The organism is Nocardioides sp. BE266, from assembly GCF_031457855.1.
In the GTDB taxonomy this organism is placed as follows: domain Bacteria; phylum Actinomycetota; class Actinomycetes; order Propionibacteriales; family Nocardioidaceae; genus Nocardioides.
In genome coordinates this window covers 103,709-125,095 of sequence record NZ_JAURTI010000005.1, presented here as the reverse complement: position 1 = coordinate 125,095, position 21,387 = coordinate 103,709, and the positions used below count along the sequence as shown (strand labels likewise).

The 21,387-nt window shown below is 69.8% G+C and carries 19 protein-coding genes; 5 read left to right on the top strand and 14 right to left on the bottom strand.

What is annotated here, in order from left to right; all coding sequences use genetic code 11:
* Positions 1–7: 7 nt before the first annotated feature.
* The 7 genes from J2X46_RS16015 to J2X46_RS15985 all read right to left on the bottom strand — a co-directional run bounded on the left by J2X46_RS16015 (position 8) and on the right by J2X46_RS15985 (position 8,564).
* Positions 8–1,243, bottom strand: a complete 1,236-nt coding sequence (locus tag J2X46_RS16015) for an FAD-dependent oxidoreductase (RefSeq protein ID WP_310252278.1) — start codon at positions 1,241–1,243, stop codon at positions 8–10.
* A complete protein-coding gene (locus J2X46_RS16010; protein ID WP_310252277.1) occupies positions 1,240–2,568 on the bottom strand; it encodes a cytochrome P450 in 1,329 nt (442 codons plus the stop codon). The genes J2X46_RS16015 and J2X46_RS16010 overlap by 4 nt, the downstream gene beginning before the upstream one ends.
* 92 nt (positions 2,569–2,660) lie before the next feature.
* A complete protein-coding gene (locus J2X46_RS16005; RefSeq protein WP_310252968.1) occupies positions 2,661–3,551 on the bottom strand; it encodes a LuxR C-terminal-related transcriptional regulator in 891 nt (296 codons plus the stop codon).
* A gap of 175 nt (positions 3,552–3,726) precedes the next feature.
* Positions 3,727–4,728: an NADPH:quinone oxidoreductase family protein gene (locus J2X46_RS16000; protein WP_310252276.1), complete on the bottom strand. Its 1,002-nt coding sequence runs from the start codon at positions 4,726–4,728 to the stop codon at positions 3,727–3,729.
* Positions 4,729–4,756: 28 nt separating this feature from the next.
* Positions 4,757–6,079 carry a helix-turn-helix domain-containing protein gene (locus J2X46_RS15995; RefSeq protein WP_310252275.1) on the bottom strand — a complete coding sequence of 441 codons (1,323 nt, stop codon included), beginning with the start codon at positions 6,077–6,079 and terminating at the stop codon, positions 4,757–4,759.
* Positions 6,076–7,746 (bottom strand): AMP-binding protein, encoded by a 1,671-nt coding sequence (locus J2X46_RS15990; protein ID WP_310252273.1) that lies wholly within the window; start codon positions 7,744–7,746, stop codon positions 6,076–6,078. Before J2X46_RS15990 ends, J2X46_RS15995 begins: the two co-directional genes overlap by 4 nt.
* Before the next feature lie 116 nt (positions 7,747–7,862).
* Positions 7,863–8,564, bottom strand: a complete 702-nt coding sequence (locus J2X46_RS15985) for a tyrosine-protein phosphatase (protein ID WP_310252270.1) — start codon at positions 8,562–8,564, stop codon at positions 7,863–7,865.
* Between the two features lie 156 nt (positions 8,565–8,720).
* On the opposite strand from J2X46_RS15985, the gene J2X46_RS15980 reads away from it, so the two are divergent.
* The 4 genes from J2X46_RS15980 to J2X46_RS15965 are packed head-to-tail and all read left to right on the top strand — an operon-like array spanning position 8,721 to position 12,770.
* A complete protein-coding gene (locus tag J2X46_RS15980; RefSeq protein ID WP_310252268.1) occupies positions 8,721–9,533 on the top strand; it encodes a fumarylacetoacetate hydrolase family protein in 813 nt (270 codons plus the stop codon).
* Positions 9,530–10,489 (top strand): acetaldehyde dehydrogenase (acetylating), encoded by a 960-nt coding sequence (locus J2X46_RS15975; protein WP_310252266.1) that lies wholly within the window; start codon positions 9,530–9,532, stop codon positions 10,487–10,489. The genes J2X46_RS15980 and J2X46_RS15975 overlap by 4 nt, the downstream gene beginning before the upstream one ends.
* Positions 10,486–11,514: a 4-hydroxy-2-oxovalerate aldolase gene (gene dmpG, locus J2X46_RS15970; RefSeq protein WP_310252264.1), complete on the top strand. Its 1,029-nt coding sequence runs from the start codon at positions 10,486–10,488 to the stop codon at positions 11,512–11,514. Before J2X46_RS15975 ends, dmpG begins: the two co-directional genes overlap by 4 nt.
* 11 nt (positions 11,515–11,525) lie before the next feature.
* Positions 11,526–12,770 (top strand): MFS transporter, encoded by a 1,245-nt coding sequence (locus J2X46_RS15965; protein ID WP_310252262.1) that lies wholly within the window; start codon positions 11,526–11,528, stop codon positions 12,768–12,770.
* Here J2X46_RS15965 and J2X46_RS15960 read toward each other — a convergent pair.
* The 4 genes from J2X46_RS15960 to J2X46_RS15945 form a co-directional block, all read right to left on the bottom strand.
* Complete coding sequence (locus J2X46_RS15960) at positions 12,707–14,437, bottom strand: AMP-binding protein (RefSeq protein ID WP_310252260.1); 1,731 nt, start codon at positions 14,435–14,437, stop codon at positions 12,707–12,709. The genes J2X46_RS15965 and J2X46_RS15960 overlap by 64 nt on opposite strands.
* Positions 14,434–15,282 (bottom strand): alpha/beta hydrolase, encoded by an 849-nt coding sequence (locus tag J2X46_RS15955; RefSeq protein WP_310252258.1) that lies wholly within the window; start codon positions 15,280–15,282, stop codon positions 14,434–14,436. The genes J2X46_RS15960 and J2X46_RS15955 overlap by 4 nt, the downstream gene beginning before the upstream one ends.
* A 106-nt stretch (positions 15,283–15,388) precedes the next feature.
* Positions 15,389–16,567 carry an FAD-dependent monooxygenase gene (locus J2X46_RS15950; RefSeq protein WP_310252256.1) on the bottom strand — a complete coding sequence of 393 codons (1,179 nt, stop codon included), beginning with the start codon at positions 16,565–16,567 and terminating at the stop codon, positions 15,389–15,391.
* Complete coding sequence (locus tag J2X46_RS15945) at positions 16,564–17,598, bottom strand: amidohydrolase family protein (protein WP_310252254.1); 1,035 nt, start codon at positions 17,596–17,598, stop codon at positions 16,564–16,566. The genes J2X46_RS15950 and J2X46_RS15945 overlap by 4 nt, the downstream gene beginning before the upstream one ends.
* A gap of 184 nt (positions 17,599–17,782) precedes the next feature.
* On the opposite strand from J2X46_RS15945, the gene J2X46_RS15940 reads away from it, so the two are divergent.
* Positions 17,783–18,595 carry an IclR family transcriptional regulator gene (locus J2X46_RS15940; RefSeq protein WP_310252252.1) on the top strand — a complete coding sequence of 271 codons (813 nt, stop codon included), beginning with the start codon at positions 17,783–17,785 and terminating at the stop codon, positions 18,593–18,595.
* Positions 18,596–18,610: 15 nt separating this feature from the next.
* Here the strand turns inward: J2X46_RS15940 and J2X46_RS15935 are convergent, their stop codons facing one another.
* From J2X46_RS15935 to J2X46_RS15925, 3 genes are read right to left on the bottom strand one after another with little or no spacing between them, the layout of a single operon-like run.
* Positions 18,611–19,675, bottom strand: a complete 1,065-nt coding sequence (locus tag J2X46_RS15935; RefSeq protein ID WP_310252250.1) for an extradiol ring-cleavage dioxygenase — start codon at positions 19,673–19,675, stop codon at positions 18,611–18,613.
* A 46-nt stretch (positions 19,676–19,721) separates the two neighbouring features.
* Complete coding sequence (locus tag J2X46_RS15930; RefSeq protein WP_310252247.1) at positions 19,722–20,942, bottom strand: FAD/NAD(P)-binding oxidoreductase; 1,221 nt, start codon at positions 20,940–20,942, stop codon at positions 19,722–19,724.
* Positions 20,929–21,267: a non-heme iron oxygenase ferredoxin subunit gene (locus tag J2X46_RS15925; protein WP_310252245.1), complete on the bottom strand. Its 339-nt coding sequence runs from the start codon at positions 21,265–21,267 to the stop codon at positions 20,929–20,931. Before J2X46_RS15925 ends, J2X46_RS15930 begins: the two co-directional genes overlap by 14 nt.
* Between the last annotated feature and the right edge of the window lie 120 nt (positions 21,268–21,387).

Below are 21,387 nucleotides of genomic sequence, written 5' to 3'. Positions count from 1 at the left end.
TCCTTTCTTAGGCGAGCGCGAGCTCGCGCAGGGACACGTCGCGGTCCGCCCACCGCCGAGGGTCGACCGGAGTGGCGGACGCGAGCATCCGGCGGGCCGCCATGAAGTCGGCGTTGGCGTTGGCGGTCTCGACGGCCACGGGGATGCCATCGCGGTGGTGCAGCAGCGCGATCGAGGCACCGCCTGGAGCGCCCCGGAGCGAGGTCTCGTAAGGCTGCTCCACGATCCCGGCGATCTTGATCTTGAGGTCGAGCTGGTCGGACCAGAACCACGGGACCTCGCAGGTGGTCGGTTCGGCGCCCGTCAGCATCGCCACCGCCTGCCGTGCCTGCTCCATCGCGCTGGGAATGCTCTCCAGGCGCATGGGCGGGCCGCCGTGTCGCGGGCGGACCGTGACGTCCCCGATCGCCAGGACGCCCGGAGCTGAGGTGCGGGCACCGGCGTCGACCACGATCCCACCAGCGCTCCCGCACTCGATCCCGGCCGCTGACGCGAGCTCGTCGCAGGGCACGGCACCGACGCCCACGACCACGAGGTCGGCCGCGACGCAGGAGTCGTCATCGAGGTAGACGCGCCGGACGCGACCCTGGTCGCCCTCGATCGCGATGACCTCGGTTCCCGTCAGGATCCGGGTACCCCGTTCGCGGTGGCGTGACTCGAGCACATCGCCGAACGTGGGGCTGGCCACCCGGGCCAGCAACCGGTTCTCACGCTCCAGGACGGACACAGGGAGTCCACGGGAGCGGGCCACCGAGGCGACCTCCAGCCCGACGTACCCCCCGCCGACCACGACCATCCCGGAGCCGGCGAGAACTGCCTCGCGCAGGAGCTCGGCGTCGTCGAGCGTGCGCAACGACAGCACACCGCGGAGGTGGGCGCCGGGCACCGCGAGCTGACGCGGCCGGGCTCCCGTCGCCAGCACCACGGTGTCGTACGAAAGGACCCGGCCCAGGTCGGTGGTGACGGTGAACGCCTTGGGGTCGAGCTCCGTCACCGTCTCCGCGAGGCACATGGTGATGCCTTGCTCGTCGTAGAACCCGGCCTCGCGGAGCCACGTGTCGGGCCCGACGAGTGGGTCCCCGAACTTCTTCGACAACGGCGGGCGGTGGTACGGCAGGTGCCGCTCGGCTCCGACGACGACGATCTCGCCCTGATGTCCCGCCTGCCTCAGCAGGCTGACGAAGGTGCTGGCAGCCGTCCCGCCGCCGACGACCAGGACCCGCCCAGCCGTCGGGGCGCTCATCGGAGCTCCAACCTCAGCGGGAGCTTGCGAAGGCCGCCCACGAAGTTGGTCTGCACCATCTTGCGCGGACCGGTGAGCTCGAGACCGCCCAGGCGAGGCAGGAGCTCCTCGAGCATGACGCGGAGCTCGAGCTTGGCCAGGTGCTGCCCGATGCACATGTGAGGCCCGTACCCGAAGGCGATGTGCCGGTTGGGCTTGCGGTCGAAGTGGAACTCGTCCGGGGCGTCGAACACGTCCGTGTCCCGGTTCGCCGACTGATACATCAGCGCGAGCCGGTCCCCCGCCTTGATCGTCTGGCCGCGGAGCTCGTAGTCCTCCAGAGCACGTCGCGTGAACTGCTTCACCGGCGAGGCCCAGCGCAGTCCCTCGTTGACGAGGTCCGGGATCCGCTCCGGCTCCTGCTGCACGGCGGCAAGCTGGTCGGGGTGCTGCGCGAGCGCCTCGAGGATGCTCGCGAGGGTGCTCGAGGTCGTGTCGTGGCCGGCGGTGGCGATGGCGATGAACCAGCCGTAGGCAACCTCCTTCGGGAAGTACTCGCCGCTCTCGGGGTGCTTGGCCACCGCGACGATCGTGGCGAGGTCGTCGCGGGGCGCGGCCCGGCGCGCCTCGACCAGCGCGTCGAAGTAGGCGTAGAAGTCCTGGATCGCTGCCGACCACTGCTGAGCCGCGGCCTCGGGCGTGAGTGGCTCGACGTCCGCGCGCTGCGCGTCGGGATCGTCGGTCCCGAAGAACTCCTGGGTCAACGCCATCATCCGGGGCTCGTCCTCGGCGGGGACGCCCAAGAGCGTCATGATGACGTGGAGCGGGTAGGTCAGGCAGAAGTCCTTGACCGCGTCGATGTCGTTGTCGCCGACGCTGAGCTGGTTCGCGATGGCCTCGCGCGCCAGACCCCGGATCTCGTCCTCCCACTTCTTCAGGACCGCGGGACGAAACCACTCTGCGGCGATGTCCTTCACCACGGTGTGCTCGGGCGGGTCGAGGTAGGTCAGCGTCTCGAGGATGCGGAGACTGCCACCGGTCAATGACTTGGTGAACTCGTCGCCGGCCTGGTTCTGGAGGATCGGGTTGTGCGAGCCTGGCTCGTCGCCTCCACCACTGGTGAAGATGTGGGGCTGCCGCTCGACCTCCATGATGTCGGCATGCTTGACGACCAGCCACACGGGGTCGTACCCCTCGACCGCGACCTGGGCGAGCGGCGCGTTGTCCCGCATCCACCGGTACGCCTCGAAGAGTGGCCCGTCGTCCTTGTGCCCCTCCGGCAGGACGATCCGTCGTGCGATCTCCTGCGGGACGTCGGTGGTCTCCGTGGGTGCAGTCAGCGTCATGAGCGTTCTCCCGATGTGTGATGCCGGTCACTTGGACTGGTCCATCGTCGCGACGTGACGCCCGTCACTCATCTCCCGCCAGGGAGAGATTCCTACCCCCGGCCCTGCTCCCAGTGCTGTCGATACATCGCGCCGGCCTGGACGCGGTTGTCGGCTCCCAGCTTTCGCAGCACGTTCTTGACGTGGGTCTTCGCAGTTCCCTCGGTGACGTAGAGGCGTTCGGCGATCTGGGCGTTGCTGAGCCCGGCCGAGATGAGCGCGAGAACCTCTTCCTCGCGGCGCGTGACCGAGTCGGCCCAGCGAGGAGCCGGGCTCCTGGAGTCGGCGATCTGAGGGTCCGCAACAACGCTCGGCAGATCGCGCGACACGAGGTCTCTCAGCGCACTGGCTTGCTCCCCGATGTGCTGGCGTAGCACAGCGAGCTCCTCGAGCATCGCGACCCTGTCGAGTGCCAGGCTCACCCCCTCCGCGAAGAGCTGGAGGATGCCGCGGTCGAGCTCGTCGACCGCGTCGTTCTCCACGTTCTGGTCTGCATGGACGAAGCCGACGACGCTGCCACGGCGAACGACCGGTGCTGCGACGTAGGAGTGCGAGTGCATGACCGCCTGGATGTCGAGGTGGACCCGCGGATTGTCCAGCGCGTTGCGCACGAGCATGGGCTGACGGTGCATGACCATCTCACCCTCGAGCAGGCTCCTGGTGTGCCAGTACGGCGGCTCGCCCGCGGCCATGACGGCGCGCGCCTCTTCCGGACCATTGACCGTGCGGAACGACACCGGGACCCAGCGTCCGTGGTCGACCCACGAGAACAGCACCCGGTTGAAGCCCAGCTTGGCGACCTCTTGGGGGATCTTGTCCGCCAGCTCCCGCGAGCTGTCGGCAGATTGAAGAGCTCGCAGCGCCCCGTGCAGGCGATCCGCCGATTCCCTCCGCCGCACGACCTCGGCCGAGTGGAGCCTCAGCGCGACAGCGCGCAGCTCCATCAGCACCGGGGCGGCACGGCCTCCTCGAGAAGGGCCCTGCACCACCCAGTCGGCGACGGCGCGATCTGCCGCGTCGAGGCGCTCGACGAGCCCGTCCCCGGACCTCGAGAACTCGCTCGATCCCAGGAGGGAGTCCGCGCACCGCAGGACTCGTTCGGCCTCAGCCCGGAGCTGTTCAGCCGTCATGTCTCGCCGCCGGGCCCGGCATCTCCACCACGACCTTTCCGAGCGCCTCCCGGCCGTCGAGTATCTCGAGTGCCTCGTGGGCCCGGGCGAAGGGGAGTCGGTGGCCGATGTGGGGCGTCACCCGACCGGCGATCGCCTCGAGCTCGGTGGTCAGCTCCTCGGCGAATCCGGGGAAGCGCTGTTGCCAGGGCTCCAGCGCGACCCCGACGACGCTGAGGTCCCGCAGCAGCAGGCGATTCACCTTGACCTCGGGGATCTCGCCGTCGGCGAAACCGACGACCATGAGTCGCCCACCGACGTCGAGGGCGCGTAGCGAGTCGGTGAACCGTCGGCCACCCACCGGGTCCACCACGATGGAGACCCCGCGGCCGTGCGTGACCTCGCGGGTCCGGGCGAGCCAGTCGTCGGAGGTCAGGACGACCTCATCAGCGCCGCACGCGCGCGCGACCTCGGCCTTCTGCTCGCTCGAGACCACGGCGACGACCGGCTTCCCCCGGCCGGCCAGGAGGTCGAGCGTTGCCGTGCCGACGCCGCCGGCCGCCCCGTGCACAAGGACTGATTCACCGTCCTCGAACCCAGCGCGGTGGAGGGTGAACCACGCGGTGACGTAGTTGAGGTAGAACGCTGCCCCCTGCGCCCAATCCATCGAGTCAGGGATCCGCACGGTGTGGCGTGGAATGCCGACCACACGTTCGGCCATCGCGCCCCACACGCTCAGACCTGCGACCCGGTCACCCTCGCGGAAGCGCGATCCGGAAGGCGCTTCGAGGACCACGCCCGCGTACTCACCTCCGACGACATAGGGCGCCTCCGCCCCATGCTGGTAGAGGCCTCTGCTCTGGAGGAGGTCGGGGAAGGAGACTGCCGCGGCATGAACCTCCACGACGAGACGCTCCCCCTCGGCCCAGGGGTGTGCCTCGCTCGGCTCTGGCACCTCGGCCAGGCGAGCGGCGGCGGGACCGTCCTTCGATGGCAGGAGCAGCCCGCGCATCAGGTCCGGTCCTTCTCTGCGTGGACGTTCACGCCGAGTGTTCCTCGCCCTCGGCGGCGTCGTCGTGGCCATCGAACGGCGGGATGGCTGGGTGCCCCTCGAGCCGCAGCACGAGCAGCGCCGTCTGGGCGCTCAGCTGGTCGTTGGAGTTGCTGGCCACGTCCAGGCCGGTGAGGTCGTGGATCTTCCCCATCCGGAGCCGCACGGTGTTCTCGTGGATGCCCAGCCGAGCCGCAGATTCACGCACCGAGCGCCCCGTGTCGAAGAAGCACTGAAGAGTCTTGAGCAGGTCGCTCGACCCTGGCACGTCGCCCAACAGGGCGCCGAGGACGTCGTCGACGTAGCGGCGTACGGCGCCCACATCTCCGTTGGCCACCAACAGCCTGGCCGGACCGAGGTCGTCCACGGCGATGACCCTGTCCCCACCGCGCGCGAAGCGGTCGACGCAGAGCACCACCTCGCGTGTCTCCCGGTAGGAGCGCTGAAGGGCATCGGCCCGGGTAACCGCGGACACGCCGACGATGGCGTCGGGCTCGCCGAGGTCACGCACGACCCTTCGCATCGCGTTCTTGACGTGCTGGACGAGCGAGACGTGGGGCTCGTCGGCGAGCGCCTCGACCAGCAGGATGGTCCCCTCGCGCCCACGCGCGCCCAGCACCTCGACGCCGAGCTCGCGGGCGACCAGGTCAGAGATCGTCTGCTCGTCGCGCGGGTCGTCGACCGCAGCGTCGGCGAGGTACACGAGGACCCGGTCCGCGTCGACGCGTACGCCGAGGTAGTCGGCGGCAGCGGTGACGTCTTCGTCGCGGTTCGAGCCGCGCACGAGCTGGCGCGCCAGCGCCGCCCGGGCGTTCCACGAGGCACTCGCGAGCCTGCGCTGGACGGCGTACTCCCCCGCGAGGTGGAAGGCCGTGCGATGGGTCAGCCATGCCGCCTCGGGGGCCAGCCTGCTGGAGACCTCCGCCACGACCAGCCACGCAAACAACCTGTTATCCCTGGCGACGGGGACGAGGAGGTGTCGCCGAGCGATTCCGCGAGCAGGTCGTGCCGGGATCAGGACCGGTTCCAGCGACGCCAGGTCGACCGGACCATGCTCCTCCAGCAGGAGGTCGACGTCGGGTGCCTTGAACTCCGATCCACGGACCTGCGCGGAGCGGGCGACCACCCTGCGCCGCGGGTCGATCAGCCAGATCGGGTTGCTGGAGCGATCGGCCGCCGCCTGCACGAGGGCAGCGATGCCACCCCCCGAGGCGCAGACACCCGCGAGGCCGAGCTCGATGCTGAGCCGGTGGGACAGCTCCGCGTTGCGTCGCTCCAGCTCGGACACAGGTCCTTCCACGGCTGCGGTCATGCGGTGGCTTCGCCTTCGAGCTTGGAGGCGATCTCGGCCCTCAGGACGTGCTTCTGGATCTTGCCCGTCGCGGTCATCGGGAACGCCGGGACGATCTCGAGGCGCTCGGGAAGCTTCTGGGTCGCGACCTTGTGCTCCTTGAGGTAGGCGGTGATGTCGTCCAAGGTCATGTTCGACGTGTCGTCCGCGAGCACCACGTAGGCGCAGACCTTTTCGCCGAGTCGCTCGTCGGGCATGCCGACGACCGCAACATTGGTGATCGACGGGTGCCGCAGCAGGTGTTCCTCCACCTCCCGCGCGCTGATGTTCATACCGCCGCGAATGACGATGTCCTTGATTCGTCCGGTGACCCGAACGAAGCCGTCGTCGTCCATCCGCCCCAGGTCGCCCGACCTCGAGTAGCCCTCGGGGGTGAAGAGAGCGGTCGTCTCGGCGTCGTTGAGGTAGTACTCGATCATGTGGCTGGGACCCTTGTAGCTGATGTCGCCCTCCTCCCCACGAGGCAGCTCGTAGCCGTCGGGACCGACCACCTTGACGGTGGCGCCCTCGAGGGCCGAACCGTCGGAGGTGGCCGAACGCTCGGCCGGGTCGCCGACGGTGCACATGGTGGTCAGGAAGTTCTCCGACCGGCCGTAGAGGCTCAGGGTCTGGCACCCCGCGAAGAGCTCGCGCGACTTCTCGACCACGGAACCGGGGATCGGAGATCCCGCGCAGACCCACAGCCTGAGGCTGCTCGCGTCGTGCTTCTCGGGGTCGTAGGCGCCCATCAGCATCTGGAGGAAGGGTGTGGCCGTCACGGACGCCGTGCATCCGTGCTCCTTGATGCGGAGCAGTGCCTCGTTGGGCTCGAAGGCCTCCATCAGGTAAGACTTGGCACCCACGAGCAGCGGCAGGATCACGCTCGTGACCAGGCCGGTGCTGTGGGTGATCGGCGAGGGGCCGAACTGAACGTCGGAGCTCTTGTAGTCCAGGCTCTTGCGGATCGCCTCGGAGCTCGAACGGATCGTGTTGAAGGTGTGGTAGCAGCCCTTGGGCCTCGAGGTCGTGCCGGACGTGTAGACGATGAGGAACCCGTCGTCGGGAGAGCTGTCCGCACCGGCTTCGGCGGCGAGGTCGCCGAGGTCTCCGTCGACCTCGATCGCTGCCAGCGGCGTGGCGACGGCGGGATCCAGTTCTCCCCCCCGGGCGACGTAGACCGCTCGCACATCGGGGCACTCGGGAAGAAGTGCGGTCATCATCGCCAGGTGGTCGAAGCCGCGGAACTCGCCGCACGTGACGATCGCCGAGGCGCCCGAGTGCCTTACGACGTAGCCGACCTCGTCGTCGCGGTAGATCGGCATGATCGGCACCAGGATCGCGCCGATGCGCGACGCCGCGGCGGCCACCAGCGGGAACTCGGTCCAGTTCGGGAGCTGGACCGCGATGCGATCACCCTTCTCGATGCCTCCACGCTTGAGGCCCACAGCGATCCGGAGGGCACGCTCCTCGAACTCGCGATAGGTGCAGGCGGTCGTCGAGTCGAAGACGAACGTGTCGTCCGGCTGCTCGGCGGCGCGCGAGGCGACCAGCTCGTTGAAGCTCGAGGTCTGCCAGAAGCCGGCGTCGTAGAACGCCTGGATCTCTGCGTCCGTGTAACGGTCGTGGACGGTCTTGCTCGGAGCGGCCATGGAGAACCTTTCGTCGGCGCCTGCAGTCACGGTGAGGCGAAGGTCACATGTGCGCACATTAGAATGGTATGACCGTTTATTTCAAGGGCGCTTTCCTGCAAGTTCGCGCAAGGACCTCAACGCTCGACGAGCGCCAGACGCGCATTCTCGAGCTCCCCTTCGGTCATTCCATGTGCCAGCAGCCACTCCTGCGCACCGCCCTGCTCGTGGAGGACCTCGAGGAACTGCTCCATCCCGGCGGCTCGCGGCCGTTGCTCCTCCCACGTCGTGGTCAGCAGGCGCTCGCGATAGGGCTCCGCCTCGACCAGCCGAGCCAGGATCGCGGCTACCGAGGCGTCGCTCAGCACGTAGTCGTCCACCACGTCCTGGTCCGCGACGCCGAGGATCCCGAGCACCAGCGCCGCCACGACACCGGTCCGGTCCTTGCCTGCGGCGCAGTGGAAGAGCACGGGCTGTGACGAGGGATCGAGGACGCGACGGACGGCACCCACGACCGTCTCCGGCCGAGCGGTCAGGTACGCCGCGTAGCGAGCGTGCCAGGACGACTCGACGTCCGCCACGATCGGCCAGCGCTCGTGCGCGATCCCCAGCGCAGCCCAGTCGACCAGCTCGAAGGCGGCCTCGGCACCGCGACGCAGGTCGACGACCGTCCTCAGCCCGAGCTCGCGGGCCAGGTGCCCGCCTTCGTGCTCGGCGAAGCCTGGGTAGTCGCTGCGGAAGATCCGTCCCGATCGGACCTGCCCACCATCAGCCGTGGCCAGCCCGCCGAGGTCGCGCACGTTGTGGGATCCGGGAAGCTGGTGGATGCGGGACGCCATGTCTCCGAGGCTTCCTGAGAAGGCAGACGGTGACCACTCGTCATGTCCCCGGACCATGTCGAAGTCCCCATCACAACTGGCGGTGAGCGGGTCCGGCGTTCCAGCCAGTTGAACTCCCCGCTGGCAAGCGCGCGTCACCCGGCCACCGTTGACCTCATGCCCTCCACCGACACGACGGTGCCCACGCAGGCGCGGCAGGCGGCCCGACGCCTGCTCGACGCAGCCGCCGCCGATCAACCCTGTCCGCCCGTGCGTGACCTCATCGGCGTCGACGACACCGGCCTCGCCTACTCCGTTCAGCAGCTCGTCAACGCCGAGCGGGTCGCGCGAGGGTCGCGAGCCGTGGGCCGGAAGATCGGGCTCACCTCCCCTGCGGTCCAGCAGCAGCTCGGCGTCGACCAGCCCGACTTCGGCGTGCTGTTCGACGACATGGCGTTCGCCGACGGCGACACCGTGCCGTTCGGCCGCCTGCTCCAGCCCAAGGTCGAGGGGGAGATCGCGTTCGTGCTCGTCGACGACCTCGCCGAGGGCTCACTCGAGCTGCCGCAGGTGCGTGCCGCCGTGGCGTACGCCGTGCCAGCAGTGGAGATCGTGGACAGCCGGGTCCAGGGCTGGGACATCACCTTCGCCGACACCGTGTCCGACAACGCGTCGAGCGGCCTGTACGTCCTGGGCGAGTCGCGAGCATCGCTCGAAGCATTCGAGCCGGCGGAGGCAGAGATGACGCTAGAGGTCGACGGGTCCGAGGTGTCGAGTGGGAACGGCCGAGCCTGTCTGGGCGATCCGCTCCTCGCACTGCAGTGGCTGGCCCGGACCGCGAGAGACCTGGGCGATCCCCTGCTGGCCGGACAGGTGGTGCTCTCCGGGGCGCTGGGCCCGATGGTCGCCGTGTCGGCAGGAAGCGCCGTCCGCGTCCGCATCCGTGGGCTCGGCGAGGTGGCGTTCACGTTCAGCGGGGAGTCCGAGTGAGCACCCGCACCAAGGTCGCCATCATCGGGTCGGGAAACATCGGCACGGACCTCATGATCAAGGTGGTGAGGCACTCGGACGTGCTCGAGATGGCTGCGATGGTGGGAATCGACGCACGGTCCGACGGGCTCGCCCGCGCTTCGCGCCTGGGAGTGCCGACCACCCACGAGGGCGTGGACGGGCTGGTCGAGATGGCTGGCTTCGACGACATCGAGATCGTCTTCGACGCGACGTCTGCCGGAGCCCACCGCGCCAATGCGGCACGGCTCGCGCCGTACGGAAAGCGGCTGGTCGACCTCACACCCGCCGCGATCGGTCCCTTCGTCGTTCCGGCGGTCAACCTCGACGACCACCTCGACGCGGCGAACGTCAACATGGTGACCTGCGGTGGCCAGGCGACGATCCCGGTCGTAGCAGCGATCCGGAAGGTGACGCCGGTCCCCTACGCCGAGATCGTGGCGTCGATCGCCTCGCGCTCCGCAGGCCCCGGGACCCGGGCCAACATCGACGAGTTCACCGAGACGACCAGCCGGGCCATCGTCGAGGTGGGAGGTGCCAAGCGCGGGAAGGCGATCATCGTGCTGAACCCGGCCGAGCCACCCCTCATCATGCGCGACACGGTGTTCGCGCTCGTGAGTGCCGAGGACGCCGCGACGCAGGACGCGATCCGCACGTCGGTCGCGCAGGTGGTGGCGGACGTCGCGGCCTACGTGCCCGGCTACCGGCTGAAGCAGGAGGTGCAGGTCGTCCCCGTCCCAGACGACCAGCCCCTGCACACGCTCTCGGGCGGGAGCCCCGTCACCCACCAGGTGTCGGTGTTCCTCGAGGTCGAGGGAGCGGCCCACTACCTCCCGGCCTATGCCGGAAACCTCGACATCATGACGTCGGCAGCCCTGCGCGTGGGCGAGGTCATCGCCCGGAGCCAAGGTGCTGAGCTGGAAGAGGTCTCCCGATGAGTGACAGGACGACCTCTGCACCAGGGGTGTTCGTGCAGGACGTGACGCTGCGCGACGGCATGCACGCCATCCGCCACCGCATCTCCCCCGCCGATGTCGCACGCATCGTCGCCGCCCTCGATGCCGCCGGGGTGGACGCGATCGAGGTCGCGCACGGTGACGGACTGGCGGGGGGCTCGCTCAACTACGGCCCGGGCAGCAACACCGACTGGGAGTGGATCGAGGCCGCTGCTGACGTGATCACGCGTGCGCGGCTGACCACGCTCCTGCTGCCGGGCATCGGGACGATCGACGAGCTGGTGCACGCCTTCGACCTGGGGGTGCGCTCCGTCCGCGTCGCCACCCACTGCACGGAGGCCGACGTCTCGGCGCAGCACATCGCCAAGGCACGCGAGCTGGGGATGGACGTGTCGGGCTTCTTGATGATGAGCCACATGGCACCGGCCGAGGAGCTCGCACGACAGGCGGTCCTGATGGAGTCCTACGGCGCCCATTGCGTCTACGTCACCGACTCCGGTGGGCGACTCACCATGGGCGCGGTCCGCGATCGGGTCCGCATCTATCGCGACGCGCTGTCGGACGAGACGGAGATCGGCATCCATGCGCACGAGAACCTCTCGTTGTCCGTCGCCAACTCCGTCATCGCGGTCGAAGAGGGAGCGACGCGCGTGGATGCCTCGCTCGCCGGCCATGGCGCCGGCGCAGGGAACTGCCCCATCGAACCCTTCGTGGCGGTCGCCGACCTCCAGGGGTGGCAGCACGGGTGTGACCTCTTCGCGCTCCAGGACGCGGCCGACGACCTCGTCAGGCCTCTGCAGGACCGTCCGGTCCGGGTCGATCGCGAGACCCTCACGCTCGGCTACGCCGGGGTCTACTCGTCCTTCCTCCGGCACGCCGAGGTGGCCGCCGAGCGGCACGGCATCGACGTGCGCTCGATCCTGGTCGAGGTGGGGCGACGTGGTCTGGTCGGTGGCCAGGAGGACATGATCGTCGACATCGCGCTCGACCTCGTGGCGGCGTCCTGAGGGGCGGCGCCGTGGGGCACCGCTCCTGGATGTACGTCGCACCCGCAGCCTTCGTGCTCTCCTACGGCGGCAACCAGTTCACCCCTCTCCTCGCCATGTACCGCGACCTGGCTGGGTACTCCAGCGCCGAGGTCAACCTCTTCCTCGCGATGTACGTCGTGGGGTTGGTGCCGGGATTCCTCGTCGTCGGCCAGGCGAGCCTGCGGTGGGGACGGAGGCGCGTGATGCTGGCCGGGCTGGTGACGGGCCTGATGGCGAGCGGCGTGCTCGCGGCATCGCTGAACCAGCCAGCTTTCCTCTGCATCGGCCGCCTTCTCGTGGGAGTGTCCGTCGCGATCGCGCTCGTGGTAGGGACGGCGTGGATCGATGACCTGACACCGCCGACCGCGGCGCGCGGCACCGCAGCACGTCGCGCCGCCATGACGCTCACGGCGGGCTTCGGCGCCGGAGCCGGGGTTGCAGGCACTCTGGCCCAGTGGGGGCCTTCGCCCCACGTGACGCCGTACGTCGTCCACCTGGTGCTCGGCGCGCTGGCGATGCCCAGCCTGGTGCGGGCACCGGACCCTGCGCAGCGGACCCCTGGGAGCCGGCTCGCGCCGGACCTGCGACTTCCCGGTCGATCGAGACACCGCTTCGACCTGGTGGTTCTCACCACGGCGCCGTGGGTCTTCGCGTCGGCCGGCCTGGCGTACGCGATCGTCCCGGAGCTCGTCGCCACTCGGACGGCATCGCTCGCGGTCGCCTTCGCAACGCTCCTGACCGTCCTGATGCTGGGGTCGGGTGTGCTCGCCCAGCGCGTCGCCGGTCGCTTGCACGTCAGGCTCCGCGGCTGGGAGCTGGTGCTCGGCATGAGCCTGATGACGGCGGGCGCAGCCATGGTCGCCCTCGAGACGGCGGCGAGGTCCCTCGTCCTCGCCGTCGGGGCAGCGGTGGTGCTCGGCGCCGCCTACGGAGTCACGGTCGTGGCAGGCTTGGTCGAGGTGCGAGCCATGGCTGCGGCGGAGCAGCTGCCCGGGCTCACCGGGATCTTCTACGCCCTGACCTATGTCGGATTCGCGCTACCTGCGGCGTTGGCGACCGTCGAGCACGCGGTGTCGTACGCCGCCTCCCTCACGCTCGTCAGCCTCGCGTGCGCCACCTGCACCGCTGTCGCCGCTGTCGGGCTGAGGAGCACCCGGCCGGCATGGCTCGACTACGACGAGCGGGCGGGCTCGCCGCCGGTGAGCTCGGGGAAGTCCTCGTCGCGCCACTCCTGACCGTTGCGCCCGGCGGACTCCGCCGCCAGGTCGACCTCGCGGGTCCGCAGCTCCACCCGGCGGATCTTCCCGGAGATCGTCTTCGGAAGCTCGAAGAACTCCACCCGTCGCACGCGCAGGTAGGGCGCCAGGTGCTCGCGAGCATGCCGGAGGATGTCGAGGGCCGTCTCCCGGGTCGGCTCGTGGCCGGGCGCGAGCGCGACGTACGCCTTCGGCACAGCGAGCCGCACCGGGTCCGGTGCGGGCACGACGGCCGCCTCGGCGACCGCCGGGTGCTCGATGAGCACGCTCTCGAGCTCGAACGGGCTGATCTTGTAGTCGGAGGCCTTGAAGACGTCGTCGGTGCGCCCGATGTAGGTGATGTAGCCGTCGGCGTCGCGGGCGGCCACGTCGCCGGTGTGGTACCACCCACCGGCCATGGCCTCGTCGTTGCGCTCGGTGTCGCCCTGGTAGCCGGTCATGAGGGGCAGCGGCGACTGCGCGAGGTCGAGGCAGATCTCACCCTCGCCGACGCCCTCGACGAGGGCCCCGGAGAGCGGGTCGACCAGGACGCTCGGCACGCCGGGGAGCGGGCGCCCCATCGAGCCTGGCTTCACCGGCGACCCGGGGGTGTTGCCGATCTGGCAGGTCGTCTCGGTCTGCCCGAACCCGTCGCGGATCGTCAGTCCCCAGCGCCGCTCCACCTGTCCGATGACCTCGGGGTTCAGGGGCTCCCCCGCCCCGACGAGCTCGCGGAGCTCGGGCGGGCGGTCACCGAGGTCGGCGTTGATGAGCATGCGCCACACCGTCGGTGGCGCGCAGAAGGACGTGACGCCCTCGGCGACGAGACCCTCACGCAGCGTGTCGGCCCGGAAACGGGAGTAGTCGTGGACCACGACGGTCGCCTCGGCGTTCCAGGGCGCGAAGAAGCACGACCATGCGTGCTTGGCCCATCCGGGCGAGGAGATGTTGAGGTGCCGATCCCCCGGACCGATGCCGAGCCAGTACATGGTGGAGAGATGGCCGACCGGGTAGGACACCTGCGTGTGCCGGACCAGCTTCGGGCGGGACGTGGTGCCGCTGGTGAAGTAGAGCAGCAGCGGGTCGTCCGGCGTCGTTCCCGGGTGGGGCTGAGGCTCGGCATCCAGCGCGTCGGCGTCCGACAGCGAGTGCCAGCCGGCGCGCGACCCCACGACGACCTTGGCGTAGTCGCCGGGCACCTCGTCGAACTTGACGGCGTCCGCCTCGTTGCAGACCACGAGCACGGCTCCCGACCTCTGCATCCGGTCCACCAGCTCGGCCGGCCCTGCAGCCGTTGCGGTGGGCACGATCACCGCGCCGATCTTCATCACGCCGAGCATCACGGCCCACAGCTCGGCCTGGTTGCCCAGCATGACCATCACGCTGTCGCCGGCGCGGACACCGTGCCCGCGCAACCAGGAGGCCATCCGGTCCGACCGATCGGCCATCTCGTCGAAGCTGACAGCATCCCGGCCGCCGTCCTCGCGGAGCACCACGAGCGCCTCGCGGTCCACACCGCGCGCCACGGCGTCGAACCAGTCGATCGCCCAGTTCCACTGGCCTTGCAGCATCGGCCACTCGAAGTCCTGGACGGCGGTCGCGTGGTCGCCGCGCCAGCCCAACAGCCGGTCGCGGGCCGCCCGGAAGGAGTCGGTGTTCGCCGTCACGCCGTCGCCGTCGCCGTCTCGTCGAGACCGAGGAACTGCGTGACCACCGCGTTGAAGTCACTGGCACGCTCGATCTGGGTCCAGTGCCCACAGCGTGCGAACACGTGCAGATCGGCGTCCGGGAGGAGACCCAGCATGTTCCAGGCCACGTCCACGGGCACGATCCGGTCCTCGCGCCCGTGCACGAGCAAGGTCGGGCGGTCCACCGCGCGCACCTGTTCCTCGGTGATCGCAAGCTCACCACCCTTGTGGTCCGGGTGGAAGAACATCAGCCGATACGCCTCGTGGGCCCCGGCCGCGGCGCTGGCCTTGTAGCGGATCCTGACCAGGTCGTCGCTGATCAGGGTCGGGTCGACCGCGAAGTAGGTCCGGAGGAGCTCGCGCATCGCCTCGGGCGAGGGCTCGTACGCACGCAGGGCCTTCAACCCGTCCGTCAGGGTCATCCCGACCCCGGGCGACCCCATCAGCACGAGGCGGTCGAGCCGGTCCTGGTCGTCCTCCGCCATCTGCAGTGCGATCCGTCCCCCGAGCGAGTTGCCCACGACCGAGACGCGCTCCAGGCCCAGCGCGTCGAGGAAGCCCCACACGTGGTCGGTCCAGGTCCGCAACGAGTACTGCACGTCGTCGGGGCGTTCGGTATGGCCGAACCCGACGATGTCGAGGGCGATCACGCGGGCGTGCTGGGAGATGCTGGGGATCGCGTGCTGCCAGTTGGCCCAGGCAGAGACACCCGGCCCCGAGCCGTGCAGCATCAGGACCGGATCGCCCGCGCCCGCGTCGTGGTAGTGCGTGGAGACGCCCGCGACGTCGAGGAATGCGCCTTGCGCGAGATCGGACAACGTCACGGACACGGTGGCTCCTGTGGTGGGGGAACGGTGCTTTGGTCGGACCGACGCTAGGAACCGGGGCAGCACGCGACAACGCGTCGTTCCGGCGTCCGGAATGCCGGTGTCACCAGGTCGTCGTCGCGCCCTCGAGCTCTCGGCCACGCATGAGGACGTCCCGGCGCACCTCCACGTCATCGAGCGCTCGCCGGAAGTCCTCGAGCTCGAGCGCCAACCGTGACGGGTCGTGGATCTGCGCCACGAGGTTCCTCCGGCTGATGCTCGCCGGGACCGCGTCCGAGAGGTATCTCCGACGACGTTCGTGCGCCCACGCGTCGAGGCGCGACGGAGCGACCGCTCCCGCGACCACTCCGGCGAGCACCTCCGCGAGCGTGAAGGACTCGAACCACGCCGCGATGGACGAGTGCCCGATCAGGCGGTGCGTGAGGTGGGCGCTGTCCCCCACCAGCACGGTCCTGCCCCGTCGGAAGGTCACGGCAGTTCGCTGGTGGGTCCGCTCCACGTCCCAGTCGAGGATCCGCGGCGTCGTCCCGGTGACCTGGCCGAGCACGTCGGCGATGCGCCCCGGTGCTTCCTCCTCCGACCACTCGAGAGGCTCCTGGAACACGTAGCGCCACGTGGTCCCACCGATCCTCTCGACCACCGCTCCTCTCTGTCCGTCGAGCTGGAACGTCGTCTCCGCATAGTCGTGGCCAGCGAAGTCGTGGTCGACGATCGCGACGACCGTGCGCTCGGCGCCGCTGGTGCCCGGAAAAGCGATGCCGGCCTCACGCCGAGGCACGCTCGACGGTCCGTCTGCGGCGACGATCCAGCGACCGCTCACCTCACCGTCGCCACCTCGGCCTCCATAGGTCACGGTGGCGGCGTCCGGCCCGGTGGTGACGGCACGCACCGGACCCTGCAGGACCCGGGTGCCCGGCAGGGACAGCAGGTGCTCGGTCAGCACCTCGAGGAGGTCGGTCTCCGAGACTCGCAGTGCATACGGGTGTGGCACGTCGTCGCGCAGGTCACCGAGGTCAAACGGGATCCGCTCGCCCGAAGCCAGGACCCGCAGCTCCCATCGTGTGCAACGGGTCCCCCGCCGGAGCAGGTCGTCGAGGACACCGAGGTCGTGCAGCCCCGCCAGCACGGACCAGTGGTGCACCTCCGTCCACGGCACCCGCTGCGGGCGGGCGACATCGACCACGTCGACGCTCACGCCTCTCCGCGCCAGCCCGAGAGCCGTGGCGAGCCCAGCTGCGCCCGCCCCCACCACGACCACGTCCACGACATCGGTCGGTGTCACGAGGCCACCGCTCCCAGTCCGGTCAGCACCGCGCCGTTCGACGAGAAGACCCGGTGGGCCGCTCCGCGGCGCAGAGCCCCGCTCTGCTCGGCCTCCGAGAGGAAGGCGCGTGCCTGCTGCGTCACGGCCGGAAAGAACGGGTGGTCGGTGCCCAGGACGACGCGATCCTCGCCGAACCGGTGGACGAGCAGCCTGAGGTGCTCGGGGTCGAGCACCAGGGAGTCCACCCACAGCCGGCGGACCAGCTCGTCGAGCCGCCCGGCGTCGATCCCCTGGAAGACGTTCGCCCCCAACCGCATCCGCGGGTAGGACCACGCGAATCCCCCGCACCCGTGTGCCAGCACGACGCGCAGTCGCGGGAACCGGTCCAGCACGCCGCCGAAGACGAGGGCGGCAGCCGCCAGCGCCGTGTCGGTGAGCATGCCCAGCCCGAAGTCGTAGGGCTGTCCGCCACGGCGCACGGTCCCGCTGCCTCCGTCACCCGGATGCACCATGACCAGCGCGCCGAGCGACTCCGCGGCCTCGAAGAAGGGCAGCAGCAGCGGGTCGTCGAGCTCGAGCGCGCCGATCCGGGAGCTGATCTCCACCCCCAGCATCGGCCGGGTGCCGGTCATCAGTCCCTGCAGGGCGTCCACTGACTCCCGGACGTGCGGCAGCGGGACTGCCCCGAGCCCGAGCAACCGTCCGCCGGAGGCCGCGACCGCGGCGGAGACGGAGGCCGAGCAGGCTCGTGCGTACTCGATCGCGCGGTCGCGGTCTGCCCACGTCGCCAGAGTGACCGGGACGGGCGAGATGACCTGGTGGCGCACGCCGGCGGCGTCGAGGTCGGCCAGACGTGTCTCGACGTCCCACAGCGAGCTACGCACGTCACGGAAGGGCGTGCTGCCCAGCATCAGTCGACCGTGGTCGGACGAGTCGACGGTGAGGGTCGGCCACCGATCGTCCTGCATGCGATCCGCGACCTGGAGGTCGCGCCCGAACCAGTGCGCGTGCAGGTCGACGCCGTCTCGCGGCGATCCGGCCTCCTGCATGCCGACACCTCCGAACCCTCGACGTGGGGTCGCCCAGCTGGGACGGCCGGCACCCACCTTGTCGCCGACAATCGCCGTTCGCAGCCCTGCGTTCCGGCGCGTGGAACTGAGCTCTCCCGCGGGCACCGCTCGACGCGTAGAGTGACGAGGGTCACGGTTGAATGGTTGGACCAGTGAGGTGACGATGCCCCCCACCACTACGAAGAGCGCGCCCGGCGCTGACGCTGTCGAGCCGCCGTCGATCCTGACGAAGGCGTTCGACCTCCTGCGGGCGTTCAACCCGCACGAGCGCGTCATGACGCTCAGCGAGCTGGCCCGGGCGGCCGGGCTGCCCAAGTCGACCGTCCATCGCCTCCTGATCAGGCTCGTCGAGCTCGGGGCGGTGGAGCACCACCGGTCCGGCTACAAGCTGGGCCTGGGCCTGCTTCAGCTCGGGGCTGGCACCCCCGCCGGGTACATGCGTGACCTGGCGCTCCCCCACCTCGCTCAGCTGCACCGCTGGAGCGGTGCCACCGTGCACTTTGCCGTGCTTCGCGAGTTCGACGTGGTCTACCTCGAGAAGCTCGCCAGCCGGGACACCCGCGCCTCGATCACCTCCGTCGGTGGTCGTCTCCCCGCCAACTGCACGGCGATCGGCAAGGCGCTCCTGGCGTTCGAGGACTTCGACGACCTGGCCAACTTCCTCCCCTCGCCGCTGCCCGCGATGACGGCTCGCTCGATCACCGAGGTCGACACTCTGATCAGCGAGCTGCGCAAGGTCCACGACGAGGGGATCGCCCGCGAGAGCGGTGAGGCGCAGCCCGGCCTGGCCTGCGTCGCAGCCCCTGTCCGGATGAACGGCTTCGCGATCGGGGCCGTGTCGGTGGGCCACTGCGCGGAGGACCCGCCGCCTGCCCGAGTGGACCAGGCGCTGCGCATCACGGCCGACCGGATCGCCGACGACGTCGGAGAAGGCCTGGCCGAGGGGCGGGGGCACTGGTTCCCGCGTGACATCTGAGGGGCTTGCGACACCTCAGCGGAAGATGGCGAAGGCCTTGTTGGAGTTGAAGATCTCCGTCACCGCCCAGTCGGTCCACTCGAGCTTCATGCCGAGCTCGTCCATCGCCCCGAGCAGGCAGAACCAGTTGAGCATCTCGTGCTGCCCCGAGTCGATGATCTCCCGACTCGTCCGCGCGTTCCAGGTGTCGTAGTCGCCGGCCAGCATCGCGTCGAACAACACCTGGTCGGACTCGGTGTCCGGGCGCAGGTGCCACCCCTTGTCGTAGAGGAACGCGTGCGACCAGCTGGACGACGCCACGAGCGCCACGCGCTTGTCCGACGCCGCGACAGACCGGGCGACGGCACGGCCGAACTCGAAGCAGCGACGAGGGCTGGGGCCCGGAGGGTCGAGGTCCTCGCCGGCCTGGATGTCGGCGAAGCGGGCGATGCCGCCCTTGCGGGCGATCACGTGCTCGCCGTAGCAGTTCACGGCCATCGGCACGATCGGGTAGGGGAACTCACTGCCCACGTTGTCGAAGTCGAGGAACACCTGGGTGTTGCCGAACGCGTGCGGGAAGTGGATTCCCTGGCGCTTCTCGTAGGAGTACGCCACGTCGACTCCGTCGTTGAGGACGTCGCTGGCGAGCTTCTTGGCGAAGTCCGGCATGCCTCGCATCGTGAAGACGGTGTCGTTCGGCAGACCCCAGTAGTTCGGGATCTTGAGCATGTCCAGGACGCCGAACGGCTCCACTGGGGTGTCGCCGTAGGCGAGCACGCAGAAGGACGGGATCACCTCTTCACGGAAGTTCTCGTACTGGTCGTCACCCCAGACCAGCAGCACGTCGGGCTCGAACTCGTCGATCGCACGGCGGCACATGTCGAGGTCGTCCAGGAGCCGCTTGCGGTGCCGCCCCGCCGCCGCCGTCCCGCCGTCGTCGCCCCACTCCTCGCGTGCGAGGTCGCTCCACGAGTCCGGGTCCTTCGCCGCCTCGGGGATGTCGGGATCCTTGAGCGCACTCTTCAGCAGGTTCGCCATGTGCGTGTCCGCGCCTGCCAGCAACGGGTAGTGGGTCAGGCCCACGCCGAGCACCTCAGCCATGTCGCATCTCCTCTTCGTGTCTCACGTGTGTGGGGTCGTCAGCCGGTCAGGCCGGCAGGAAGAATGTCTCGTCGAGCTCGGCCGCCGTGGTACCGGCGGTCACCGCCTTGCGGAGCTTCATCAGCAGACGCGGATCGTCCACGACGATCGCGCCCACCACCGCGCCTGCGTCGGTGGCGTACACCGCCACGAGGTCACCCGCCTCCATCGAGCCCCGGCGCCGGGCGAGTTCGCCCTCCCCGGGCCGTCCGACGATCTGGATCCGGTGTCCGTACTGGTCGGACCAGACATAGGGCACCGTGGGGCGGGGTGGCCGGGCCCCGGTCAGGTGCGCCGCCACGATCTCGGCGTGGTCGCCGGCATTGGTCCAGTGCTCGACCCGGATCGGCGTGGGATACGACGGATGGGGCCACCGAGCGACATCGCCGACGGCGTGGATGTCGGGCCATCCCACGACCTCGAGGTCCGCCGAGCACTCGATGCCGTCCATGACAGGCAGCCCGGATCCGACGAGCCAAGCTGTGTTCGGCACGGCACCGACGCCGACCACGACCACGTCGGTCGGCAGCACCCGACCGTCGGCCAGGACCACCTCGGTCGTGCCGTCCGCCGCCGTCCGGACTGCTTCGACGCCTACGCCCGTCAGGAGCTGCGCGCCGTGAGCGGCGTGCACGCCGGCCACCTCGGCTCCCACCTCCTCGCCCAGGAGCTGGGCGAACGGGTGCGGCTGCGCCTCCACGAGTGTGACCTCCATGCCACGACTGCGCGCGGCGCTGGCGAACTCGGCCCCGATGAAGCCGGCGCCGATGACCACCGCTCGCCGTGCGGCGCCCAGTGCGTGGCGGAGCCGTGCGACGTCGTCGAGGCACCGGATGACGTGGACAGCGTCGAGCTCGGGTCCGGGGAGGCGCCGGGCGGCGGCCCCTGTGGCGATGACGAGGTGGTCGTAGGAGATCTGTCGGACCTGGCCGAGGTGGTCGACCGTCACGGTCCGTCCCAACGGGTCGAGGCCGGACGCACGAGTGTCGAGGAGGACCTCGACATGTAGGTCTGCCGCCTGCTCGACGGTCAGCAGCGGCACAGGGTCTCCCGCGTGGTCCTCGGCCAGCAGGTCCTTGGACAGCGGGGGACGGTCATAAGGCATGTGCGACTCGTCAGAGACCATCGTGAGCCTGCCATCGAAGCCCACACGGCGTAGTGCCTGCACCGTGCGTACGGCCCCGGTCGAGCCACCGACCACCACCACGTGCTCGTCAGGCGAGGACATGCACGCGGCCGTCCTCGACCACGACCTCGAAGGTCTTGAGGGCGACGGTTGCCGGGAAGCAGAGGGCCTCACCGGACGTGATGTCGAAGCGCGCCATGTGGAGGGGGCACACCACCTCGTTTCCCTCGAGGTCGCTGTCCTCTCCGAGCGACCACTCCTCGTGGGTGCAGGTGTCGGCGGTCGCGAACAGCTCGCCGTCCTCGTTGCGGAAGACCGCGATCGCCACGCCACCAGCATCCTCCGCCGGGATCGTCATCGACTCGCCGGGCGCGAGGGCATCGTCGTTGCACGCGAATCGGCGTTCCACGGCTCGTGCTGTCTCCATGCACGCCACTGTCGCCAGCGGTGGGGAGCACCGACCACCGCCCGTTCCGTCGACCGGAACCAGCCGCTGTCGCGGCACCCGGCTGTGCTGCACGGTGAGGACCATCACTGGCTGCGCGGC